Here is a 20,213-nt window from a genome sequence, read left to right on the forward strand (position 1 = left end):
CCTCCGGGTTAGAACCGGGCATGATCAAGCCCGTGAAACCGGAGGGGCGCCAGTCTGCCCATCTGAGGCACCACAGCGAACAGGAGGCGGTCCAACGATTGCCACCTGCGACCCGTCACACGCCACCCGTCACACGCATGCCCTCGTCGTTGTTCGGTCTTCTTTCATTCCTGCGTCCAGCCGACGCGGATCTCTCCGGACGAGAGAAATGGCTCATTCAGTTGTACCGCCTCCTTTCGCTCGTCGCGGCGAGCCTCATTCCCGTGTTTGGGGTGCTGTATCGGTTGTGGACGCCTGAGGTGGTCGATCCCTGGTGGGCCCGATTCACGGTGATGGGCCTGTTTGCGGGGCTCTTCGGAACCTCGTACGTCTCGACCTGGGTTCGAACCCGGTATACACCTCTGATGTGGGGGACACTCTACGTGCTTGTGGCGTGGGTGGCCGCACTGGCGGTTCTTAATCAAGTGGCCGGTGACTACGCTGTTGCCTTCCTCTTTGTCTTTTGTGTCGCAGGAGTTTGTATCGGCATTGGCATCGAGCGCATCGGTCCGCTAGGCTGGTTCCTGGGGTACGGGCTCGTTCTCTCTGTGGGCATCTACGTCGTCGTCCCGTCCCCCACCACGAGTCCGTTTGCGCTCGTCGGATGTACTGCGACGCTGGCCATTGTCCTGTATTTTGTCTTTCAGGCGCGGGTGTCGATGCGGCGACAACTGCGTGCGGCCCGGAAAGAAGCCCAGACGGCGAGCCGCCTGAAGTCGGCCCTGCTCGCCAACATGAGCCACGAGGTGCGAACCCCACTCACCTCGATTCTTGGATTTGCGGAGATGATCGCGGATGCCGATCCGGACAACCCGGAGGCCCTCGCCAGCAGTATTCGCCGGAGCGGTCGCCGCCTGCTCGACACGCTGGACTCTGTGCTCCGAGTGTCGCGGCTGGAGGCCGGGGAGGTTGACCTGCAGCCGGAATCCCTAGACGTCACCGAGGTGGTCGCCGACCGCGTAGGCACCTTCGAATCGATGGCGGAGCGCAACGACGCGCAGCTTGAGTGCGACCTGAGCAGGGAGGCGGTCGAGGCTCAGCTGGATCCCGAGGCGACGGAGCGGATCGTCGGCGAGCTCGTGCAGAACGCGATCGAGTTCTCCGAGTCTGGGGACCGGGCCCGGGTTGCGGTCCAGGGCCATTCCGAGGCCGTGACAATCACGGTCGAGGATACGGGCGTCGGAATGAGTGAAGAACGCCTCAAAGATCTCTTCCGGCCGTTCGAACAGGAATCGGTGGGGCGGGGCCGAACCCACGAAGGCACCGGACTCGGGCTCACCGTCACACACCGGCTCGTTCAACTCATGGACGGATCCATCGACATTGAGAGCGAGGAGGGAGCCGGCGCCCGCGTCACTGTCACGCTGCCGCGGCAGAAGTCGGCCGCCACAGCCGAGTGAGCGCTCCTGTGCTCCGGGGGCGGGCATCTCGCCTCGTGCACGCGGCGGAATCCGGCCGGAGGGACCCTCTAGATTGGCTGATCGTAGACGGCGCAACAGATCCGGTGGGGAGGCCGTTGTCTTTTGTCGATGCACAACACACGTATCCATCGTAGCTTCTTCCATGCGCTCTCTTTTCTTCCTTGCGCTCAGCGCACTACTGCTTGTTTCCTGCACCACCGTCAACGTCCGCTCGGGAGGGGGCGGTGAGGAGACGGCGCCCCCTGACAAAGCAACGTCGAAACAACCCGACAAGAAGGCCGACGAAGAGGAGGACGAGAACCCCTTCAAGCCCTGGGACAAGACGCTCGAAGACACCAAAAAAATCGAGGGCTTTTTCCGTCTCTACCAGAAGACGGACGACCGAACCCTCTACGCCGAGATTCCCCCGGAGCGGCTGGGAACGACCTTCGGGCTAACCATGCACATCAGCCAGGGCGTAGGGGTGTTCAACATGCACGACGGACTGCCGCTCAGCGACACGCGTCTGATGCAGTTCCGCCGCGTGGGCCAGAAGATCCACCTGGTTCACCGAAACACCCGTTTCAGAGCGGACGAAGGCCCGATGCGAACCTCCCTGAAGGAAAACATGGGCCACTCCGTCGTGCAGGCCTTCGACATCGTGAGTCAGAACGACTCGACGAAGCACCTGCTCGTCAAGCTCTCCGACTTTTTGGTGTCGGACTACCCCCAGATTGGAGACCGGTTGAAGCTGTACTTCGGGGGCGCCCCGGCTGCCTTGCAGGGCGGTGCGAGTTACGTCGAGAAGGCGATGGGCTTCCCGAAAAACACGGAGATTGACGTGTCGCTGGCCTACAAAGGCACGAGTCCTCCCCTCATCGGGGGCGAGGCGATTCCGGACTACCGATCCGTATCGGTAGGGGTCCGGTACTCACTCTTCGATCTCCCGGACCCGAAGATGCAACCCCGTCCCGCCGACAATCGGGTCGGCTACTTCGTCGACGCCATGAAGGACTTCTCGCGCGACAAAGCGGCCAGCCCGTACGTGCGCTACGTACACCGCTGGCGGCTGTCGCCGAGCGATACGGCCGCGTACAAGCGAGGAGAGCTCGTGGAGCCGGCCGAGCCAATCGTGTACTACGTCAGCCGGACCGTGCCCAAGGAGTACCGGCCGTACGTGAAACAGGGCATTGAGGCCTGGAATGAGGCCTTCCGGCAGGCCGGATACAAAAACGCGGTGGTGGCCAAGATGGCCCCGGACGACTCCACCTGGAGCGCCGAGGACATCCGGTACTCGACCGTGCGCTGGACGGCGGCCCACCAGATGGGCTACGCCATCGGTCCCTCGCAGACGGATCCCCGAACCGGCGAGATCTTGAACGCCGACATTCTCATCTCGTCCTCGTTCGTGCGCGGATGGAAGCAGGACTACAGCCAGCTGACCCCTAGCGCCCGTTTGGGGATGGGTCAAGAATCACGTTCTTCCTCTAGTCAGACCGAAGAAACGGCGAGTCAGGCAGGGAAATGGGACGTTCGGGCCCCCGTGCGGCGTCAGACGCCGCAGGCACTGCGGAAGATGCTGTCCCCGAAGCTCGCCCGGCGGGCCTGCTGGGCCGAGCAGGGCATTGCCCAGCAGATCGGGGTCCAGCGCACCCTGCTGCTGGCCCGGGGAGTCATCGAGCCCGGGGCACCGATGCCCGACAAGTACCTCGGCGCGGCGATCAAGGATCTCGTGATGCACGAGGTGGGTCACACGCTTGGCCTCCGGCACAATTACAAGGCCTCTTCGGGCATCCCTACCGATAAGCTCCACGACGAGAGTTACACCCGCAAGCACGGCGTGAGCCTGTCGGTCATGGACTACGCGCCCGTCAACATCGCCCTCAACGAGAACAATCAGGGCCACTACTGGAACCCCAGCGTTGGGACCTACGACGAGTGGGCCATTAAATACGGCTACACCCCGATCACAACGACGCCCTCCACCCCGGACTCGTCGTCCACGCAAGGGGGGCCGCTCGCGGGCATGACACCGGACGCGACGGCGATGCTCAACCAGATTGCGGCCCAGTCGAGCGATCCCAAGCACCGGTATGGCACAGACGAGGATGCCTACCTGGGGGCGTACGCCGTCGATCCGCTGACGAACGCGTGGGAGCTGGGCTCCAGCCCCAGGGCGTTTGCCCAAACCCGCACGAAGCTCGTCCGGAAGGTGATGCCGAAGCTCAACGAGCGGCTCATATCCGAGGGGGAGCGGTACTATCCCCTCCGCCGGGCCACCACGTCCCTTCTCATGGAACGCTATCGGGCCCTCCTCCCTGTGACGAAAATGGTGGGGGGGATCCGCGTGGCCCGCGACCACAAGGGGACCCCTGATGCCCGCACGCCCCTCCGCCCGGTTCCGGCGAGGAAGCAACGCCGGGCCGTGCAGACGCTCGTGGACGGCGCGTTTGCCCCCGATGCCTTCCAGTTTGACGACGAACGCCTGAACAAGCTGGCCCCCAACCGGCGCGCCCACTGGGGAAGCTCGCTGAGCATTCCGATCGACTACCCGGTGCACCGCTACGTGAGCATGGTGCAGGACAACCTGCTCCGGGAGCTGCTCCATCCGGCGCGCCTACAGCGGATGATCGACAACAACGTACGCATGCCCGAAGGAAAGGCCTACGGCCCTGGACCGCTTCTCCGGACGCTGACAGAGGCTGTCTGGGGCGAACTCGACACAGAGGCCCCGAAGCCGCCTTCGATCAACTCGTTCCGGCGCAACCTGCAACGCACATACACCGACATCCTCGTCGAGCTCATGATGGGTCGAACCAGCTGGATCACCATCACGATGGGCGGGGCTGACCAGATCGATGTGCCGGCGGACGTGCAGTCGCTGGCCCGGCTCGAGCTACGAAAGCTCGCCTCGCAGATCGACCAGGCCCTCAAGCACAACGGCCTTAGCCGGATTGGTCAGGCCCACCTTTCCGAAACCCAGGCCCAGATCGACCGCGCCCTCAACGCCTCGATCAGCCTGAGTCCGTAGGGGGACAGGGCCCAGGAAGCAGGGGGCGGCACCCCGCACGGCAATTGCGCCGCGTGTACCACGAACCTACAACATCCCCATATGCCCTTTGACGACCAGCTCCGTGCCGAGACGTCCGCGTTGTACGCGGACCTCTACCAGCTCACCATGCTCCAGGCCTACTGGCGGGAGGGCATGGACGAGCGGGGCGTGTTCGACCTGTTTGTCCGTCGGCTTGGCTCCCGGAACTACTTCCTGGCCTGCGGGCTAGAACAGAGTCTCGAATTTCTGGAGACGCTTTCCTTCTCCGACGAAGCCCTAGGCTACCTCGACGCGCAGGACCAGTTTGGGGATGAATTTCTGGAGTGGCTCTCCGACTTCGAGTTTACCGGCGACGTGTACGCGGTGCCGGAGGGCACGCCCGTCTTTCCGGACGAGCCCATCGTGGAAGTCGTCGCCCCCATCGGGGAGGCGCAACTGGTGGAGACCTTCCTGCTGAACCAGATCACGTTCCAGACCACGATTGCCTCGAAGGCGAGCCGGGTCGTCGAGGCGGCAGGCGCCGGCGAGACCGATCGGCTCGTGGCCGACTTCGGCATGCGGCGCGTGCACGGCACCGACGCCGCGATGAAGGCGGCCCGCGCGGCATACATTGCGGGGGTGGACGCGACCTCCAACGTGGCCGCGGGACAGGCGTACGGCCTGCCCATCACCGGCACCATGGCCCACAGCTACGTTGAGGCCCACGACTCGGAGGTGGCGGCCTTTCGGGCTTTTTCGGACCTGTACCCGGAGACGATTCTGCTGGTCGACACCTACGACACCATAGGCGGGGTGCGCAAAACGATCGATCTCATGGAGGAGCGTGAGGATGATGTCCATATCCGAGGCATCCGGCTCGATTCGGGGGATCTGGCCGAGCTGGCCCACGAGTCCCGCCGCCTGCTCGATGAGGCAGGCTTCGAGGACATCATGATCTTCGCCAGCGGAGGCCTCGACGAGTACAAAATCGCGGAGCTGCTCGATCGGGGCGCCCCCATCGACGGCTTCGGCGTGGGCACCAAGATGGGCACCGCGGCCGACCAGCCGGCCCTCGACACTGCGTACAAGCTCTGCGGGTACGCGGGCACCCCTCGCATGAAGCTGTCCGCACAGAAGTCGAACCTTCCCGGCCGCAAGCAGGTGTTTCGGCAGCACGAGGACGACGCGGCGGTGCGGGACGTCATTGCCACGAGGGGAGAGCAGTTGAACGGGACGCCGCTTATGGACTGTGTCATGAGCAACGGCGAGCGAACGGACGCAGGGGCGTCCCGTCCCGCCGATGCCATTCGCGAACACGCGGCGGCCCGCCTCGCGGACCTCCCCGACCGTCTTCGGAGGCTCGATCCCGAGGTGAAAGACTACGAAGTCGTCCTCAGTGGTGCGATGGAGAAGCGGTTCAATGCCACTCGGGAGTCCCTCCGCGGGACCATGACCGCGGAGGCCCCGTAGCGCCCGGTCCGTTCTGGGGGGCTCGTTCAGGACAGTGGCCGGCACTGCATATTTTTCGTGTCACAACCCGACCCAGAGTTCCATGGAAGCCATCGTGGCGGCGTCACGGCCTCACGAGTCGGAAGCGCTCCGGCTCTCTACGCTCGAGCAATACGACATTCTCGACGCACCCCCCACGGAAGCGTTCAACCGCATCACGCGTCTGGCCACGCGCCTGTTTGACGTCCCCATCGCGATGGTCAACTTCATCGATCAGGAGCACCAGTGGTGTTTGTCATCGCAGGGGATCGCGCTGGAACGGACGGCCCGTGAGGTGTCGTTTTGCGACCGGGCCATCGAGCAGGAGGACGTGATGGTCGTCCCGGATGCCCGTGAGGACGAGCGATTTGCCGACAATCCTCTCGTGACGGGGGAGCCCCACATCCGGTTCTACGCAGGAGCGCCCCTGACGGCCCCAAACGGCTATCGCCTTGGCACGCTCTGCGTGATCGACGACGCCCCCCGCACTCTCTCGGAGGAGGACCAATCCACACTGACGGATCTGGCTGGGGTCGTGATGGACGAACTGACCCTGCGCCACTACGCTTCGGGCCTGGACGCCTCCCGCCGGGCCCACCAAGAGGCTAGTGAGCAGCAGCGGCGCATCCTGGAGAGCATCACCGACGCGTTCGTGGCGATCGACGAGGACTGGACTTTTACCTACGTCAACGCGCAGGCCGAAACGCTGCTTGAGCGGTCCCGGGAAGAGCTCCTGGGCCGCACCGTGTGGGACGAGTTCCCTGAAGCCGTCGGCTCCACCTTCCAGGAGAAATACGAGGCGGCCATCGAAGACGACACGACGGTCGAGTTTCTTGAGTACTACCCCCCGCTCGACCGCTGGCTGGAGGTGAAGGCGTTTCCCTTCGAGGGGGGGCTCTCGGTATACTTCGACGACGTGACCGACCGGGTAGAGGCCCGGGAGAATCTGCGGCGGGAGCGCGCCCTGGTCGACGCCGTGATGGACACGAGCGTGGCCGCCATCGCCGTTGTCGACAGCGACGGACAGGTTGCCTTTGCCAACGAGCGGGCCGGCGAGATCCTCGGGCTCGAGGTCGACGACCTCACCGGGATGACCTACCTCGACACCGGAACGCTCGCGGACCTCGACGGCAATGAGCTTTCGCCCGAGGAGTGGCCCTTCCAGGAGGTCCTGGAGCGTGGGGCATCGATCTCGGGGAGGCGGTACGTGTTCGAACGCCACGACGGGACCGTCCGGTACCTCTCGGTGAATGCGGCGCCTCTCCAGAGCGGACAGGATGACGTCCGGCAGGTCGTCTTCTCGATCGACGACATCACCGAGCAGGTCCAGCACGAGCGGGAACTGAAGGCGGCGAAGGAGGAGGCTGAGCGGGCCAACCGGCTCAAGGCGTCGTTCCTCACCAACGTCACCCATGACCTCCGCACCCCACTCTCGTCGATTATCGGGTCGGCGGAACTGCTGGCAAAGGAGGCCCCCGATGAGTGTCAACCGAGCATCGACCGCATTGAACGCAGCAGCCGCCGCCTCCTCAACACGATCGACTCGGTCCTCGACCTGTCAAAGCTGGAGACGGGAATGGTCGAGCCGGCCCTGGAGTCGATCGACCTGGCCGACGAGGTGCTGGGCACCGCCGAGATTTTTCAGCCACAGGCGGCCGAGCAGGACATCACGCTTGAAGCAGACGTGAGTGAAGAACCTATGCCGGCTGAGCTCGATTCCACGATGGTCCACCGGATCCTCGACAATCTGCTCAGCAACGCCCTCAAATTTACGGAGGCCGGGGGCTCGGTCTGGCTCCGCGCCCACGCCACGACGGACACCGCAACGATCGAGGTCGAGGACACGGGCGTGGGGATCGACGAGGACTTCCTCCCCGATCTGTTCGAGTCGTTCGCCCGGGAGGATGTCGCAGGGGGACACGAGGGCAACGGGGTCGGCCTCGCCATCACGAAGCGCCTCACGGAGCTCATGGGGGGCAGGATCGAGGTGAAGAGCGAGAAGGGGGAGGGCACCACCTTCACCGTCCGCCTTCCGCGGGAAGGCGGGGCGGAAGAGAGAGCGGAAGCCACGGAGAGATGAGCGGACGGAAGGGGGGAAGTCGTCTCCTGTTCGGCCCGATGCCCCAACCCTTTAATCGTCCAACGATCGACCACGCATGAGCATCCGCTGGGGGATCCTCGGGACCGGCAATATTGCCCATCTCTTCGCGTCGGACCTTCAATTGCCGCCTGACGCGACCCTGGCCGCCGTCGGGTCCCGGGCGCAGGAGCGGGCCGACGCGTTCGGGGACCGGTTTGGCGTGTCCCGCCGGTACGGCTCGTACGAGGCGCTCGTGGCCGACCCGGACCTCGACGTGGTTTACGTCGCCACCCCTCACTCCAAGCACGCGGAGCACGCCGCCATGGCCCTGGAGGCCGGGGCGGCCGTCCTGTGCGAGAAGCCACTCGCCCTCAACGCCGCGGAGGCCGAAACGCTCATTGCGACGGCCCGACGCTACGACCAGTTCCTGATGGAGGCGATGTGGACCCGCTTCCTGCCCGTAATGGCCGACGTGCGCCGTCTCGTCCAGGAGGAACGAGCGCTCGGCGACGTCTGCCTCCTGCGGGCCGACATCGGAGTGGTCCAGGACTTCGACCCCGAGCATCGCCTCTTCGATCCGGCCCTCGGCGGCGGGGCCTTGCTCGACCTCGGCGTCTACCCGATCGCCTTCGCGTTCGACCTGTTCGGCCCCCCGGACGCTGTCACCTCCTCGGCGGTGATCGGGGACACTGGGGTCGACGAGCAGTGTGCCGTCGTCTTCCGCTACGACGACGGGACGCAGGCCGTGTGGCAGGCGTCCGTGCGGGCTGACGCCGGGCGCACCTGCGTCCTGGCCGGGCGCGAGGGCCGGCTCCGTGGCACGCGGGCCTGGTGGAAGGGCGCGCCATTCGAGCTCACCCGGGCCGACGGCTCGACGGAGACCTGGGCCCGGTCCTTCGAAGGGAGCGGGTACCAGTTCGAGGCGACCCACGTCATGCGCTGCCTCCGCGAGGGACGGACGGAGAGTCCTGTGATGCCCCTCGACGAGAGCCGCGCCATCCTGGACACGACGGATGCCCTGCGGGCCGAGTGGGGCGTCCGGTATCCGGACGAGTCGCCTTCCACCCTGCGCTCGTCGTAGGTCCCCCGGGCACCACGGGAAGGAGCGCCACGCCTGGCATCCGGCGGATCGCCGTTCCGGGTCCGATCTGTTCGTGAGTGGAGACGCCCTTTGCGATCGGGCGATCCGCCCGATGAAGCACCGTCGGCGCCCCTGCGGCGCGTGGCCCCGCGCTTTACAGCATCCAGCGTCACCCCGCATGTGGCCGGGACCGCTGAACGTCGTCCGATCCGCTACCAGAAGACCACGATCATTACGGCCGTGAGGCCGAGCACAGCGGCCGCGTGGACGCGGTAGTTCTTGTACCAGGCCAGCCGTGGGGCGGCCTCGTAGACCCGGTTCGCCCAGGTGAGATCCTTTGTCTTCTCGGACTCGGGCGCGTCTCCCAGCGTCAGTGAGGCGACGACGAGCATTCCGACGCAGACGGCCGTAAGGATGCCGGCGATGATCGTGAAGTGCAGGTCGATGTATCCCATCTGGCTCAGCACGAAGACGACGAGCGAGAGGGCGTGTCCTCCAATCAGGGTCGTAAAGGCCCCGTTCCCGTTCGTCCGGGGCCAGAATACACCAAGCAGAAAGAGAGCCACCACCGGCGGCACGAGATACGACAGAACCGACTGGATGTAACTCCAGAGCCCCGGAAAGTAGCGAATCATTGGTGCCCAGGCGGCCGCCACGAGCATAAGCACAATCGTGGTGATGCGACCGATCCGCCCCGTTTCTTCGGGCGTGAGGTTCTCCCGGCGCGGTTTGATGAAGTCGATCGTGATGAGGGTGGAGGCCGAGTTGAGTGTCGAGTCGATGGTAGACATGATGGCGGCGATGAGGCCGGCCATCACGATCCCGACGACGCCCACCGGCAGCAGATCCGTCACGAGCGTCGGGAAGACCTGGTCCGGATTTGAGAGATCGGGGTACAGCTGCAGCGCGAAAGCCCCAGGCAGCACCATGATGAAGAGGGGGAGCAGCTTCAAGAAGCCGCCGAGCATGGCGCCCCACCGGGCATGTTTTAGGTCCCGAGCCCCCAGGATGCGCTGGACGATGTACTGGTTGAGTCCCCAGTAGTAGAAGCCGAGGATCGGCACACCCACGAGTGTGCCAAGCCAAGGGAGCCCCTCGCTGCCCAGCGGGCGGATTAGCGACAAGTGCCCCTCCGGAAGTTGGGCCGTTGCCTGGGCCCACGAAAAGTCGAACTGGGCAAACGTGATGACGGCAATGAACGTAGAGCCGACGAGAAGGATGACGGCCTGAAGGATGTCGGTGTACACGACGGCCGCGAGGCCCCCCGCCGCCGTGTAAATCCCTGCGATGATCGCCAGGGCAAGTGCCGTGGGCACGAACGGCAGGTCCGGGAAGAAGGTGCGCAGCACGACGGTTCCGGCGTAGATCCCCCCCGCGGTGTCGATGATGACGCTGGTGAAAATCGTAAGGGCCGAGAAGTACTTGCGGGAGCGCACGTCGAAGCGCTTCTCCAGGTACTCCGGAATGGTCGTAAGGCCCGACCGGATGAAGAAGGGGACGAAGAAGATAGCGATGAACACGAGCACCACCCCCGCCATCCACTCGTAGTTTGATACCGCAATGCCGGTGCGGTAGGCGTCGCCCGCGAGACCGATAAGAGTGGTACTCGAAATGTTCGACGCGAACAGCGAGAACCCGATTGTCCCCCAGGCAAGCGTGCGCCCGGCGAGAAAAAGATCGTCGCCACTTTCGATGCGCTGGGCGACGACGTACCCGATGAGGCCGACGATGGCGAAATACCCGACGATGATGGCCAGGTCTATCGTGGCGAGGGGGAAGTCGGGAGACATAACTACGGGGAATTGGGGCAGGAAGCGGAGAAGAGACCGGATAAACAGGAACAGGCGTGCGCAGCGTCGAAGATAACCCAAACGGACGCTCAGACTCAACTCTTCAACCTCGTGCTCTCGAGACCCCCGGCGGATCGTGCCGCTGAGGGACGAGGATCCGTGCCGTCAAGAAGAGAAGATTGTCGGACCGGTCGGGATCAAAGCCTCCGGGCCAATCCGGTGGACGTGCATCGCAGGTTCCTACGGGTGTAAAAATGTAAGCGGTTTACCCTGCATTTCGGTCACAGAGCGGGGAAATCCGCGCTCGAGAGGGCATGAGAGGACCTGGAAGCGGTTTGACATTGGACTGGAGCGGGATTATCGTGTAAACGCTTACATAACAGAAGCTTCACTGGGCCTGATCACTGCGCTGCTCATCTGTGTCAGCAACCATTTACGACATTGCCGAGCGGGCGGATGTCTCGACGGCGACCGTTTCACGAGTGTTCAACGACGAGTCCGAGGTGAGCGACGAGACGCGAGAGCGAGTGCTGGAAGCTGCGGATGCGCTGCACTACCAGCCACACGCGTCGGCGCAGAACCTTGCCCGGCAGCACACGAACCAGATTGCCGTCGTCGCGCCCGTCGTCGCGAATTACTTCTACATGCACGTGATACGAGGCATTCAGCACGTTCTGGCGGACCGAGACATGGACCTCATGGTCCACGCTCCCGCGAACGCGCAGGGATTAATCCACGACCAGCCCGATGCGGAAGACCTGAATACGCGGATGGCCCGGGCCCTGCAGCCCGGTCGGAACGACGGAATTCTTCTGCTTTCAGTGCCGGTGAGCAACGAGGGGGCCGATCGGCTGGCGGAGGCCACTCAGGCGGTTGTCCTGGTCGATACCGATCATCCGGCGTTCGAGTCGTTCACCGTCGACAGCGAGCACGGAGGGTACGAGGCGACTCAGCACCTGATTGACCTCGGGTACGAACGGATTGGGCACATCACGGTCGAGTACGATCCACCGCCGGCACGGCTTCGCCGCAAGGGATACGAAAAGGCCCTCCGCGACAACGGCCGGTCGGTGGACGAACGCTTCATTGCCGCGAGCGACGAACGCCCCTTCGCCTTCTCCGAAAAGAGCGGGCACCAGGCCATGAAGACATTGCTTGACGGCCACCCTGTGCCCGACGCAGTGTTTGCCGCGTCGGACATGCAGGCGATAGGGGCGATGCGTGCGGCGCAGGAAGCGGACCTTCACGTTCCGAACGACCTCGCAATCGTCGGCTTCGATGACATCGAGTTAAGCCGGTGCGCAGGGCTCACGACGCTCCGGCAGCCGGCACGCGCCATGGGAACGCGGGCGACGGAAAACCTCCTCCGACGCGTCGAAAATTCGGGAGAAGGGGCGGTATCGAGCACCGTGTTTTCCCCGGAGCTTGTTGTGCGTCGGACCTGCGGGGGCGGCGATGACGCCGCAGAGCACAGCGGCTCTGTCCTCCCTCCTGAATGAATCTTAGAGCGGCCCTTGCTCCGCCGCGGAATAACCTGCCCTGCGGACGAGCTCGTACCGAGCGCGGGCGTCACGCATGGTGGGGGCGTCCTTCCACGGCGCCCTTTGCCTTCTCGTTCGCGGCTTCAGAATTGAGACCAATACCGTCCGGACGGAGGCGCTGCTCCCTTTGATTTCTGCATCACCGAACCAAATACCAGTTATGCGATCCCGATACTCCTTCCTAGCACTCATGCTCGTCGGATTGGTTCTCTGCGTGGGTCCTGCGGCCGCTCAGGAGCAATCAGAGATCACCGGCACTGTGACGAGTGCCGACGATAACGCGCCGCTGCCGGGGGCCAACGTGTCCGTACCAGGCACTACCATCGGGACCGCCACCAACGCGCAGGGCCAGTACACGCTGACCGTGCCCAGCGATGCAGACTCGCTGCGGTTCTCGTTCGTGGGGTTCCGTGCCCAGACTGTCGCCATCGCGGGGCGCTCCACAATCAATGTGGCCCTCGTCCCGGCCGCCCAGCAGGTTCAGGAGTTGGTGGTCGTCGGGTATGGTCAGCAGCAGGAGCAGGATGTGACCGGCAGCGTAAAGAAGGTCAGTGCCGCGGACTTCAACCAGACGTCGGCGGTGAGTCCCGAGCAGCTCATTTCCGGCAAGGTATCGGGGGTTCAAATTTCGTCGGCCAGTGGTGCACCCGGGGCGGGATCGTTCATTCGGATACGAGGCCCGTCGTCGGTCAATGCGGACAATAGTCCCCTCTTTGTTATCGACGGCGTCCCCATTAGCGACGACGGAAACACTGCGTCGCGCAACCCCCTCAACTTCCTCAATCCGGAGGACATCGCGAACATTACGGTACTGAAGGACGCGTCCGCGACGGCCATCTACGGCGCGCGTGGTGCCAATGGAGTCATCATCATCGAGACCAAATCGGCCGAAGAAGGAGAGGCTCGAATTTCGTACAGTGGGTCGGCGTCGGCCAGTCGAGTCAGTAACCGGATCGACGTGCTCGGTCCCGATCAGTTCCGGCGAGTGGTCCGGAAGCAGGCCCCGAGCGTGGCCAACAGGTTGGGCGTTGCACGGACGAACTGGCAGGATCGAATCCAGCGGATCGGGTATGGACAGCAGCACAATCTAAGCGTCGCGCGCGGCTACAAGGACTCCGACTTTCGGATCTCCCTTGGGTACACCGACAAGCAGGGCATTCTGCACGATTCGGGGACGGAGCGCGTGAGTCTCTCGCTCAACTACAACCAGAATTTACTTGACGACCAACTCACTGTACGGACCAACCTGAAGGGATCGAAGACGAGGGAAAGCTTTGAACCGGGCGGCATGTTGGGGGGCGCTGCGTCCTTTGACCCCACGCAGCCTGTGCGGGACGTACGAAGTCCGTACGGCGGGTTCTTTGAGTGGGAACCCTCACTGGCCGTAAACAATCCGGTTGCCTCTTACATCCTGGAGGAGAACACGGGCGAAACCCTGCGGAGCCTCGGCAACATTGAGGCGGAATACACGGTGCCGTTTGTCACCGGGCTCAGTCTCCGGACGAACGTGGGATACGACATCTCGATCGGCGAGCGCGAGTTTTTCGCGCCGATTGAGTTGAAAGCCCAGCAGGAATCTGAATTTCCGGGCTCGGTCACACGGGCCAATTTCCGGCAGTTGAATACACGCTTCAACGCATTCCTTAACTACAACCGGTCGTTCGACGGCATCAGTAGTAAAATCGACGCCACCGTGGGGTACTCGTGGCAAGACTTCGACGAGGAGTACCCTGAGTACAGCGTGGCGGGGCTGAGCACAGACATTTATGGACCCAATCGAGTCGACGTCCTCCGGTCGGACTCGCTCAGTCAGGTCTCCCCAACGGTTGCAGAGATCCCGAGCCGCCTGATTTCGGTCTTCGGCCGTGTCAATTACACGTTTCTCGACCGGTACCTGCTCACGCTGACCGTCCGCCGCGACGGGTCCTCCAAGTTCGGGCCGGCCCGGCGGTGGGGAACGTTCCCGTCCGCCGCACTGGCGTGGCGCATCCACCAGGAGCCGTTCATGGAAGACGTGCCGGTGATCTCCAACCTCAAGCTCCGGCTCTCGGCCGGGATGACCGGGAATCAAGAAATTGGCGACTTCAACTACGCGCCGTTCTACACGACGGGGGGACGACGGGCCCAGGCTCAGTTCGGAAACGAGTTTGTCTCCACGATTCGCCCCCGTGCTGCCGACCAGACGCTTCAGTGGGAGGAGACCACGACCTACAACGTCGCGCTGGACTACGGGCTGTTTGAGGATCGAATCACCGGGTCGGTGGCCGTCTATCGCAAGATCACCGACGAGCTGTTGTTCAATACGACCGCTCCGCGATTCTCAAACCTGAGTGACTTTGTGCTTACAAATGTGGGCAAGATGCGCAATCAGGGCTTTGAGTTCAATGTGGACGCGAGCATCGTGAACTCGAATCTGATTTCCTACGACGCGCAGTTCAACGCTTCCTACAACCAGAACCGGCTCTTGGACCTTGCGCAGGCGGGTTCTGAACTCCCGACGGGAGGGATTAGTGGCGCCATCGGCCGGACCATTCAGGTTCTGAAGGAAGGGGAGCCGATCAACTCCTTCTTTACGCTCAAGCACAAGCGTGGACCGGATGGGACCCCGCTTACCGACGCCGAGGCGGCCGCCATGGGCACGACCCAGTACGTGGATGTAAATGGGGATGGGGATATCAACTCTGAGGATCGGACCGTGACCGGAAGCCCGCAGCCTGATTGGGTGGTGGGACACACCTCGAACCTTCGGGTCCAGAACTTCGACCTTAGCTTCACGCTGCGGGCGCACCTTGGCCAGCAGGTCTACAACAACCTGGCCTCCAACTTTGGCCACTACAGCCGGATCTCAGCGAATGGGGTTCCGAGCAACGTGCATGAATCGGTCCTGCGGACGGAGTTTGACTCTCCCGAATACGTCTCGGACGTGTACGTAGAGGATGCCTCCTTCCTCCGCCTCGACAATATTACCCTCGGGTACACCTTCGGAGAAGTGCCGGGCGTCGATCAGCTTCGAATCTACGGGCGCGTGAGCAACGCCTTCATACTTACCGGCTACAGCGGTCCGGACCCCGAGGTGTACTCCGCCGGGCAGGGAATCGACAATCAGGTGTATCCGCGCTCCCGCACGTTCACGGGAGGGGTCAGCGTACAGCTGTAGCGGCCCGTTGAGTCGACCCTCCCTTTGCAGACACGATCATCAGACACAGCTAGCACAATGTTTAGTCGGTTTCTCTCCCGGACCCTCCTCCCCATCGCCCTCATCGCCGCGGTGTTTGCGCTGACGTCCTGTGATAAAGTCGGTGTGCAACCGAAGGGACTTGCGGCGGCAGACAATATTTTCCAGCAGGATGGCGCATACAAATCATACCTGGCGAAGCTCTACGCGGGGCTCAACGTCACTGGACAGACGGGCCCCTTCGGCAATCCGGACATCGAAGGCATTGACGATGAGGGCTTCTCGCAGTACATCCGGCTCTGGTGGCAGCTCCAAGAGCTCCCGACCGATGAGGCCGTTCTTGCCTACAGTGATGCCCCTGTCCAGGAGATGAATACCTCCGAGTGGGGGGACCAGAATGGATTTCTCTCCGGCATGTACAGCCGGGTGTCGTTCCAGGTCATGCAGGTCAATAATTTCCTCAAAGAGTCGACGCCGGCCAAGCTGAACCAGCGGAACGTCAGCAGTGACGTCCGCGAAAAGATGCCCCAGTGGCGGGCCGAGGCACGGTTCCTTCGCGCACTCAGCTACTGGCACGGGCTTGACCTCTTCGGCGGGATTCCCATCGTGACGGAGGAAGATCCCATTGGCGGCGAACCGCCGCAGCCGAACACGCGCCAGGAGGTCTTTGAGTACGTCGAGAGTGAACTGATTGCCATCACCAACAGCGACGGAGAGGAGAATCTGCCCCCCATCGGGCAGGCCCAGTATGGACGCGCTGATCGAGCCGCCGCGTACATGGTGCTGGCAAACCTGTACCTGAACGCCGAGGTCTACATCGGGGAGGCCCGGTACTCCGACGCGATTGAGTACACCAGTCGGATTATCGACTCCGGCGCGTATAGCCTGCAGACAGAGGGACGTGGAGGCTTCTCGGCGTACGAGCGGTTGTTTTTGGCCGATAACCAGAATGCCAACGGCCTCATCTTTTCCATCCCCCACGACGGTTCGAACACGCAACACTATGGCGGTACCCAGTTCCTCACACACGCGGCCGTCGGGCCTCCGATGGATAGCACCGGCAATATCAACCAGGACTACGGAGTTGACTTTGGGTACCGAGGCCTGCGCGTAACCGCACCGAGCTACAATCTATTCTCCTCGGCCGATGATCGGGGAATTTTTTACACGACCGCCCACAGCCTCGAAATCAATAATCTCAAGGACTTCCGCGACGGGTACGCTGCCCCGAAGTACAAAAACGTGACGTCGAACGGGAATCCGGGCCAGAACTTGACCTTCCCGGACACCGATTACCCGATGTTTCGGCTCGCAGAGGCCTACCTGATTTACGCGGAGGCAGTCCTGCGCGGCGGAAGCGGGGGCAGTGAGAGCCAGGCCCGCACGCTGATCAATGATCTCCGCGAGCGAGCAGGGCTAGGGCGCGACGTAGGGACGCAGGACGGTCCGTCGCTGACGCTCGACTTCATCCTCGACGAGCGAGGGCGCGAGCTCTTCTGGGAGGCGCGCCGCCGCATGGACCTCATCCGGTACGGCCAGTTTACGGGCGACCAATACCTCTGGCCGTGGAAGGGAGGGGTGAAGGGAGGAACCTCAATCGAAGACTACCGGGCCCTCTATCCCATCCCGGCCTCTGAGCTGCAGGTGAATCCCAACCTGGAGCAGAATCCGGGATATTAACGCGCGCTGTTGCGCGTCGCGCTGAGCCCCGAGTGCGACTGCGACATAGATCGCTCTCGGAGCCGTCACGGCCATCACCAACATAGCTTCCAAGATCCCATGCGAATCGATATGCGTCGCTATTCTCGTATCCTCAGTATTGCCGTCCTCGCTGTGGTCACCGTGGCCTTCATGGGCTGTGACAACACGCCGACGAGCGTGCAGGACTTCAACGTGCAGCCCAAGCTCGAGACTCCCCCCAGCGTGGGCCTAGTACTCGCGGAAGGGTCTGCGTCGTTCAGCACGCAGTACCAGGGGCTGGACCGGCACCCCCAGGCGACCGCGACGGGGGACCTTTCAATCAGCAAGGCCAGTGAGACTGGCGACCCGTCGCAGGGCGAGCAGAAATGGACTCTCACGTACGGGGCATCAATTCAGGGCGTGGTGACGGAAAGCGTCATTCTTCAGTCTTCCGCCGGCAACAGGCAAGTGAGAGATACCGTTTCGGTGACGATCAGCCGCTTCATCATCAGCAGCGACCTCGAGAATCGAACGGCCGTGGTGGCGGACTTTGAGAACCGGAGCCTTTCCACCTCGGGGGGAACGACCGTGGAGCTTGACAGCACGAACGTGTCCGACAATACCAGCGGTGTCGCCTCTCTTCAGGTCCAATCGTCATCGTCTGGAACGGCCACGATTACGCGCCGAACCAGCGCACCGGGCGCCACTCGGTTCTCCTTCCTGATGCTTCCGAGGTCTACCGACTTCACCCTCACCCTCACCTTCACGGATTCGGAGGGCGGAGGCACGACGACCCACTCGGTGGACGTGCCCGTTCAGGCCGGCAGCCAGTGGGTCAAATACGGGATTGCGCTCGATCAGATTAGCTCCGACTTCAATCCGGTGGCGTCGCGGGCCGGTGGCGATGGACCGATGGTCAGCGTAGAGATGTCCACCGACCAGGGCGTGACGTTCAACGTCGACGAGCTCCGGTTCACTACCGGAGACGCCGTCGTAGCGGGCGTTCATGATTTCGAAAAGACCTCTCTGGAATACTCCTTCGGAGGAGTATCCCTCGGAACGAGTCCGGATGTCGCCGAGAACAGTGACGGCTTCACGGCCCGGGTAATCGATGGAAGCGGTGGAGGCTTCGGGTACAACTACAACAACCTGAAGGCGAATCTCTCCGAGAATGGGATTCTCTCCCTTCGTGTAAACGCGGAATCGGGGGATGAGCTCTATATCTTCCTCCAGACCAACAACGGGGAAGGAGGATTTGTGTACGGCGAAGGAAACACCTATACACTTCCGACGAATGGGTGGCAGACCCTCGAAATTCCCGTCACGGACTTTGGGAATAACCCGGCCGCTATTCAGAACGCGGGCCTCTTCAATGTCGGGTTCGAGGTAACGCAGGGCGACGATGGATCCCCCCTCCTCATCGACGACATCCGCCTGGTGGAGCCGGCTGACTGATCGGGTCCGCCCCGCCGAACGCTATTGTGCACGTCGAGAGCGCACCGGTCGGGATGGGCCGGTGCGTTTTTGTTTCTCTGGACCCCGTCCTCTCCCCCTTAGCTCCGTAGTCCCGTGATGCGCCTCGCTTCGACCCTTTCGCTCCTCGGTCTACTCGTCGCCGCGACGCCCGTGTTCGGGCAGGTGGTGGAGACGGAGCCCGCTCCGCCCCGCACCGACCAGTCGGTCACAATCTTCTTTAACGCCGACGAGGGCACCGGTGGGCTCAAGGACCACAACGGGGATGTGTACGCCCACACCGGCATCTCCACCGACCAGAACCCCGATCAGGCCTGGAAGTGCGTGAAGAACCACTGGCCGACGGATGACCAGTTTACGGGCAATCGGGACGACACGCAGCTCACGCAGGTGGGGCCCAACCGCTACAAGCTGGAGATTCAGGACATCCGGGCCTATTACCAGAACACGAGCACCAGCTGCAATCTGGGGGCGGACGAGAAGATCGAGACAATGAATTTCGTCTTCCGCAACGCGGACGGGTCGAAGGAGGGGAAGGCCGAGGGCGGGAGCGACATCTTTGTGAAGGTGGTGGACGTGAGCGGCGACGAGCCGATCGTCGAGACGACTATCACCGAGCCGACCGGGGACCCGCCGCTGTATCCCTTCATGACGGCCACGGACACGACCGTCACCGTCTCGGTGTCGGCGGACACGGCCAATGTCAAGGACCTGACTGAGGTGCGTCTTTTCGTGGACGACACCCAGGTGGCCTCCACCTCGGATGCTTCGCTGTCCTACGATCTCACGATGGACACCCCGAACCGATACCGGGTTCGCGCCGAGATGGAGGCGACGAGCGGCGATAGCACCATCGTGGACTCCACGAGCACGTTCTTTATCCGCACGCCGGACGTGGCGGATCAGGCCCGTCCCTCGGACGTCCAGGACGGGATCAACTACAACAGCGACGGCTCGGTCACACTATCGCTGTTTACGTCGACGAGCGCGGGGGCTGAACCGAAGGAATTTGTCTATGCGATCGGGGACTTCTCCGATTGGGAGATCGACAGTCAGTACTTCATGAAGCGCGAGCAGACCTCGAATGGAACCCACTGGTGGATCACGCTCGACAACCTTGACCGGTCGACACAGCACGACTTCCAGTACTTTGTGGACGGGGAGGTCCGGACCTTCGACCCGTTTGCCCACAAGGTTCGGTCTCCTCAGGATGGGGGGATTAGCGAAGCGGTGTATCCGGGGCTCGAGCCCTATCCGGAAGACCAGACCGAGAATTTGGTGTCGGTCATCCGCGCCGACCAGCAACAGAGCTCCTTTCAGTTCTCGGACTTTCAGCCGCCGAAGCGGACGAATCTCGTCATCTATGAGCTACTCCTCCGCGACTTTGTCGGCGAAAGCTCGTTCGAGGTACTGGCCGATACGCTCGGCTATCTCG

The 20,213-nt window shown here is 63.0% G+C and carries 10 protein-coding genes and 1 pseudogene; 10 read left to right on the forward strand and 1 reads right to left on the reverse strand.

What is annotated here, in order from left to right:
* The first annotated feature begins 137 nt into the window (after nucleotides 1–137).
* From ABEL04_RS09620 to ABEL04_RS09640, 5 genes are all read left to right on the forward strand, one after another.
* Nucleotides 138–1,439, forward strand: coding sequence for a sensor histidine kinase (locus ABEL04_RS09620; RefSeq protein ID WP_375802177.1), 1,302 nt, complete (start codon nucleotides 138–140; stop codon nucleotides 1,437–1,439).
* 163 nt (nucleotides 1,440–1,602) lie between these two features.
* Entirely contained in the window at nucleotides 1,603–4,470 is a 2,868-nt protein-coding gene (locus ABEL04_RS09625) for a zinc-dependent metalloprotease (protein ID WP_375802178.1), read from the forward strand.
* Between the two features lie 81 nt (nucleotides 4,471–4,551).
* Nucleotides 4,552–5,940: a nicotinate phosphoribosyltransferase gene (locus tag ABEL04_RS09630; RefSeq protein ID WP_375802179.1), complete on the forward strand. Its 1,389-nt coding sequence runs from the start codon at nucleotides 4,552–4,554 to the stop codon at nucleotides 5,938–5,940.
* Nucleotides 5,941–6,022: 82 nt separating this feature from the next.
* Complete coding sequence (locus ABEL04_RS09635; protein ID WP_375802180.1) at nucleotides 6,023–8,038, forward strand: ATP-binding protein; 2,016 nt, start codon at nucleotides 6,023–6,025, stop codon at nucleotides 8,036–8,038.
* Nucleotides 8,039–8,114: 76 nt separating this feature from the next.
* Nucleotides 8,115–9,119, forward strand: a complete 1,005-nt coding sequence (locus ABEL04_RS09640) for a Gfo/Idh/MocA family protein (RefSeq protein ID WP_375802181.1) — start codon at nucleotides 8,115–8,117, stop codon at nucleotides 9,117–9,119.
* A 212-nt stretch (nucleotides 9,120–9,331) separates the two neighbouring features.
* Here the strand turns inward: ABEL04_RS09640 and ABEL04_RS09645 are convergent, their stop codons facing one another.
* Nucleotides 9,332–10,909 (reverse strand): sodium:solute symporter, encoded by a 1,578-nt coding sequence (locus ABEL04_RS09645; protein WP_375802182.1) that lies wholly within the window; start codon nucleotides 10,907–10,909, stop codon nucleotides 9,332–9,334.
* Nucleotides 10,910–11,328: 419 nt separating this feature from the next.
* On the opposite strand from ABEL04_RS09645, the gene ABEL04_RS09650 reads away from it, so the two are divergent.
* The 5 genes and pseudogenes from ABEL04_RS09650 to ABEL04_RS09670 all read left to right on the forward strand — a co-directional run.
* The gene (locus ABEL04_RS09650) at nucleotides 11,329–12,408 is read left to right on the forward strand and encodes a LacI family DNA-binding transcriptional regulator (protein WP_375802183.1); all 1,080 of its coding nucleotides are present in this window, start codon (nucleotides 11,329–11,331) and stop codon (nucleotides 12,406–12,408) included.
* A 202-nt stretch (nucleotides 12,409–12,610) separates the two neighbouring features.
* Nucleotides 12,611–15,607 (forward strand): SusC/RagA family TonB-linked outer membrane protein, encoded by a 2,997-nt coding sequence (locus tag ABEL04_RS09655; protein WP_375802184.1) that lies wholly within the window; start codon nucleotides 12,611–12,613, stop codon nucleotides 15,605–15,607.
* Nucleotides 15,608–15,664: 57 nt separating this feature from the next.
* Nucleotides 15,665–17,305, forward strand: a complete 1,641-nt coding sequence (locus tag ABEL04_RS09660) for a RagB/SusD family nutrient uptake outer membrane protein (RefSeq protein WP_375802185.1) — start codon at nucleotides 15,665–15,667, stop codon at nucleotides 17,303–17,305.
* A gap of 111 nt (nucleotides 17,306–17,416) precedes the next feature.
* Nucleotides 17,417–18,760, forward strand: a complete 1,344-nt coding sequence (locus tag ABEL04_RS09665) for a hypothetical protein (protein WP_375802186.1) — start codon at nucleotides 17,417–17,419, stop codon at nucleotides 18,758–18,760.
* A 117-nt stretch (nucleotides 18,761–18,877) separates the two neighbouring features.
* Nucleotides 18,878–20,213, forward strand: a pseudogene (locus tag ABEL04_RS09670) (alpha-amylase); the annotation flags it as partial.

This window comes from Salinibacter sp. (genome assembly GCF_042218895.1).
Taxonomy (GTDB): Bacteria; Bacteroidota; Rhodothermia; order Rhodothermales; family Salinibacteraceae; genus Salinibacter.